This is a genomic window from Streptococcus mitis bv. 2 str. SK95 (assembly GCF_000222705.1).
Taxonomy (GTDB): domain Bacteria; phylum Bacillota; class Bacilli; order Lactobacillales; family Streptococcaceae; genus Streptococcus; species Streptococcus mitis_AY.
Map to the genome: position 1 here is coordinate 1 of NZ_AFUB01000059.1, position 5378 is coordinate 5378.

Below are 5378 nucleotides of genomic sequence, written 5' to 3' on the forward strand. Positions count from 1 at the left end.
TCTCAGGACATTTCGAAATTAGACATTTATTGGTTTCATTTAATAAATGAAGGTAATATCTTTGTAAGCTATCGCGTTCTTTCAGGGTTGGATTGTATTTAGTAGAATTATTCTCGGAATACTTTTTAAGATAAGGCAATAATATTTTGACGATTTGTATACAATTTTTATCTATGTAATTATGCGAATCTTCGTCGAATTCCTTTGATTCACTATAAAATCTATTACTATTATCAGAGTCTTGAAATTTGTCAAGAAATAAACATATAATCTTAATTGTATATGCGTTTATATTTTTATAGAAGTCGCCAAACAAATCTGGTTCTTTTAGATAAGATTTCCAATAATGCAATCTTACCTTAAAGAATTCTTCTGAATCATTATGATAATCATTAAAGAAACAGCCCCGCCACTCATTTTTATCATCAGAATTTGCTATTGATAATTTGATAAATTTAATACTTTCAGTTGTGTAATTTGGAGAGATACTACTTAATAAATTAATTACTAATATTCTATTCTTATCAAACCACTTTTTAAAAATACCCTCTTCCACTAAAAAATTCACATATAATTGATGACTACTAATTACCGTTTGACACAAATGATTTCTATACTCTGTTTCTTGAATCAGCTCTGCAATATAATCTAAAATCTTTTTAGATGGTTCTTGAATACTTCCTAAGATTTCAAAGAAAACATATTTGAAATTAAACCTGACATTATCACTCTTTATTAATCTAGTCCCAAAATTTAAAAAATCTTTTTCTGATTCCTCTAATAATGATTGAAGAAAAATCTGAAATTGATAACGTCTTGTTGGATTCTGTTGTGTTTTATTTCCAAGAATGTCGTTTACATCAGAATTAGTATAGTAATCAAGAATCATTCGCTCTGCAACAAAACAGTCTAGGAATGACTGATGAACAAAAGAAACTTTGTTGGAACGTTCTGTTAGCATCCCTTGACTGGTTAGATAACGCAAAGCCCTCTCATTACCCAGTAGTCTTCTCTTGCTAAATAAAGTTTCACCTGTATCCGTAAATAGTTTTACAAATTTTTCTTTTAAATCACTCAGATTATCTTCAATGAGGCTAGCATCGTGACACTTCTCTGATAAATCTCTCCACCATTTATCTACTAGATTATATGTACTTGTTATTTGATAGTACTCCTTTTTGTTATTAATTTGTTCCCATATATAGAGATTGCTAGGAGTTCTTAGTAACTGTTTTAATTTATTTGGAAAGCTATGGTATTTACTTCCTAAAATTTCCTCAACCTCATTTTCCAATAATTCATTAACTTCAACTTTATGCCAAGATTCAGTTTCATCTTTCGATTTATTTTCAAATAACGCCTTAATTCCGTCATCATTTTCTAAATCATAAGTTCTGCAAACAAAAATAATTGAGATTTTATTTTCTCTTTCCGAATTGAGGTTCTGTATCTCTCGAATCAACTCCAAACAAGTCGTAAGTGAACTTTTAGAATTTTTTGCTGTCCATCTTAATGCATCTAGTTGATCTAATATAAGAACAGCATTATCCTCTTTAGAAAAAGCGTTCAAACAATAACTGATGCTAGCAGGAAATCCTAATTTCTCCCCCCATCCTTGTGCTGTACCCTCAGGAATATAACAATCTAGTTTTAAATCTAAGTGTAAAATATTACTTTTATTACACCAATCAATAATATTTTCTGTTAAACCACTTTTACCATTCCCAGCTTTCCCGTGAATGATAATTGATTTTCCTTCTTGAATATATTTCTTACATTCATCAAATTGTGTGCGAATTTTTAGACCGGAATCCAATGTTTTAAAGCTATTTTTATACTCATCATTTAAAATATTTATTCTAGGTATTATCCTATCATCACGTGCTAAATTTCTGAATTCAATTTTCTCATTTTTAATAAATTTCTCCAAATCCTGAAATGAAAACCATCTTCCATAAATTTCACCTTGTAAAATTAAATTAATGAATTTTGACTTTATGCTAGCAGCATCACCAATAAAATATTGACTAACCTTATCTTTAATAAATTCTTCATTTTCTGGATATGGCTCTTGTCTAATCACAGTTCTACTTAAAAAATTTATAATTTTTCGAATGTCTTTCTCCTTAGAAAATCCTAAATATTTAATATAATCGTTCAACAAGCTACTAACTACTGGAGATGTCTGAACCTGATATTCAATGAAATACTGATCATCATCATTGGTTTTAGCCCTATAAATCAAATCGGAGAAACTTGTAAACGGTAGTGGACTAACTAATGAAACCTTTACTTGTGGATCCCTTTCTAAATGTCTCCTCCAACTATTAAGAATTCCTCTTTGATTTAAATCCGCAAGAGACCAAGTTTCTTTACTAGCATTTCTTCCTTTGCATTGCTGTGCCTCCTTACTCCCATTTCTATATCTTACTAAAACATCCACACGATCAGCTTCGGGACCAATTGGTTCAATTTTTATAGCATCTATTTTTTCAGCTATGATATCAATAAATTTCAAAACAATCCAATTGAACTCATATTTATTACCTAATTTATCTGCTCTTCCAGCTATTTCATAAGGCATAAATCTACCTCTCCTTTAATGTATATTTAACACTATTATAACAAAAAAACACGGCTCATCACCGTGTTTCTATGTTTATTTCACCAACTTCTTCATTTCATCAATACGTGCTACAGTCGCGTCGTACTTAGCTTGGTAGTCGGCTTGTTTGTCGCGTTCTTTTTGGACGACTTCTGGTTTGGCATTGGCTACGAAGCGCTCGTTAGAGAGTTTCTTGCCGACCATATCCAGTTCTTTCTGCCACTTGGCTAGTTCTTTTTCGAGACGAACCAGCTCTTCCTCGATATTGAGGAGGTCTGCCAGCGGCAGGTAGATTTCTGCTCCTGTGATGACGCTTGACATAGCGAGTTCAGGTGCAGGGATAGTTGATGCGATTTCCAAGTGTTCTGGATTTGTGAAGCGTTTGATGTAGTTGACATTGCTGTTAAAGAAGGCTTCCAAGTCGCTATCACTTGTCTTGACAAGAATCGTGATAGGCTTGCTTGGAGCTACATTTACTTCAGCACGCGCATTACGAACAGCACGGATCAAGTCTTTAAGGCTTTCCACACCAGTGTGGGCCGCAAGGTCTTCAAAGGCTGAGTTAACAGTTGGGTATTCCGCTGTGACGATAGAGCCTTCTGAGATTTGTCCAAAGATTTCCTCTGTCACGAATGGCATGATTGGGTGAAGGAGACGAAGGATCTTGTCCAAAGTGTATAGGAGAACAGAACGTGTGATGACTTTCTCTTCTTCATTATCGCTATAAAGGACTTCCTTGGTCAACTCAACGTACCAGTCTGCAAACTCGTCCCAGATGAAGTTGTAGAGGATGTGTCCAGCTACCCCAAACTCAAATTTATCAAAGTTTTCAGTGACTTTTCCGATCGTTTCATTGAGGTTGTGGAGAATCCAGCGGTCTGTGACGTTTCCAGCTTCCTTGTTGGTAACTTTTTCGACATTGGCAGTTGCTTGCTCAAGGGTCAATCCTTCATTGTTCATGAGGATGTAGCGAGAGATGTTCCAGATTTTGTTAATGAAGTTCCATGAAGCATCCATTTTCTCGTAAGAGAAGCGAACGTCTTGCCCTGGTGCAGAACCGTTTGAAAGGAACCAACGAAGAGCATCGGCACCGTATTTCTCGATGACATCCATTGGGTCAATTCCGTTTCCGAGAGATTTAGACATCTTGCGTCCTTGCTCGTCACGAATGAGACCATGAATCAGAACGTTTTGGAATGGCTGACGGCCAGTGAATTCCAAGGATTGGAAGATCATACGAGACACCCAGAAGAAGATGATATCGTAACCGGTTACCAAGGTTGAAGTTGGGAAGTAACGTTTGAAGTCTGCAGAGTCGACATCCGGCCAGCCCATGGTTGAGAATGGCCAAAGGGCAGAGCTGAACCAAGTATCCAAAACGTCTTCGTCTTGAGTCCAACCTTCACCTTCTGGAGCTTCTTCGCCGACGTATATTTCACCCTCAGCATTGTACCAAGCAGGGATTTGGTGACCCCACCAGAGCTGACGAGAGATTACCCAGTCGTGAACATTTTCCATCCATTGGAGGAAGGTATCGTTGAAACGAGGTGGGTAGAATTCAACCTTGTCCTCTGTGTCTTGGTTGGCAATAGCATTTTTTGCCAATTGGTCCATCTTAACGAACCATTGCGTAGACAAGCGTGGCTCAACCACTACACCTGTACGTTCTGAGTGACCAACACTGTGGACACGTTTTTCGATTTTAACAAGAGCACCGATTTCTTCCAACTTGGCAACAACTGCCTTACGAGCTTCAAAGCGGTCCATGCCCGCAAATTCAAAGGCAAGCTCGTTCATAGTTCCGTCGTCGTTCATGACGTTGACTTGTGGCAAGTTGTGGCGTTGACCAACCAAGAAGTCGTTTGGATCATGAGCAGGTGTGATTTTCACGACACCTGTACCAAACTCAGGGTCAGCGTGTTCATCGGCCACGATTGGGATGAGTTTATTAGCGATTGGAAGGATGACGTTTTTACCAATCAAGTCCTTGTAGCGTGGGTCTTCTGGATTGACCGCAACGGCAACGTCCCCAAACATGGTCTCAGGACGAGTGGTCGCAACTTCAAGGGCGCGTGAGCCATCTTCCAGCATGTAATTCATGTGGTAGAAAGCACCTTCGACATCCTTATGGATAACCTCGATATCAGACAGTGCTGTGCGAGCTGCTGGGTCCCAGTTGATGATAAACTCACCACGGTAGATCCAGCCTTTCTTGTAAAGTTCGACAAAAACCTTGCGAACAGCTTTTGACAAACCTTCATCTAGAGTGAAACGTTCACGAGAGTAGTCTACAGAGAGCCCCATCTTGCCCCATTGTTCCTTGATAGTAGTGGCATACTCGTCTTTCCATTCCCAGACTTTATCGAGGAATTTTTCACGACCGAGGTCATAACGGCTAATGCCCTCACCACGCAAGCGCTCCTCAACCTTAGCCTGAGTGGCAATCCCAGCATGGTCCATACCAGGAAGCCAAAGCGTGTCAAAACCTTGCATGCGTTTTTGACGGATGATGATATCCTGCAAGGTTGTGTCCCAAGCGTGACCAAGGTGAAGTTTACCAGTTACGTTTGGTGGTGGAATCACGATTGAATAAGGCTTAGCCTTTTGATCGCCTGAAGGCTTGAAAACATCGGCATCAAGCCATTTTTGGTAACGACCAGCCTCAACCTCGGCTGGATTGTATTTCGGTGAAAGTTGTTTAGACATGTGTGTTCTCCTTAATTATTAGTTTCCTAATTAGTTTTTTAATTAATTTTTTAATTAGCTTCTTTTT

The 5378-nt window shown here is 38.2% G+C and carries 2 protein-coding genes; both read right to left on the reverse strand.

The window, feature by feature from the left end:
• The coding region (locus HMPREF9965_RS11435; RefSeq protein ID WP_001146179.1) for a hypothetical protein at positions 1-2584 on the reverse strand (2584 nt) is incomplete at its 3' end.
• 75 nt (positions 2585-2659) lie between these two features.
• Positions 2660-5311, reverse strand: coding sequence for a valine--tRNA ligase (locus tag HMPREF9965_RS11440; RefSeq protein ID WP_000043323.1), 2652 nt, complete (start codon positions 5309-5311; stop codon positions 2660-2662).
• Between the last annotated feature and the right edge of the window lie 67 nt (positions 5312-5378).

Excerpts from the sequence above, each read along its gene's own strand:
- HMPREF9965_RS11440 (WP_000043323.1), bottom strand. The coding sequence starts at position 5,311 with ATGTCTAAACAACTTTCACCGAAATACAATCCAGCCGAGGTTGAGGCT.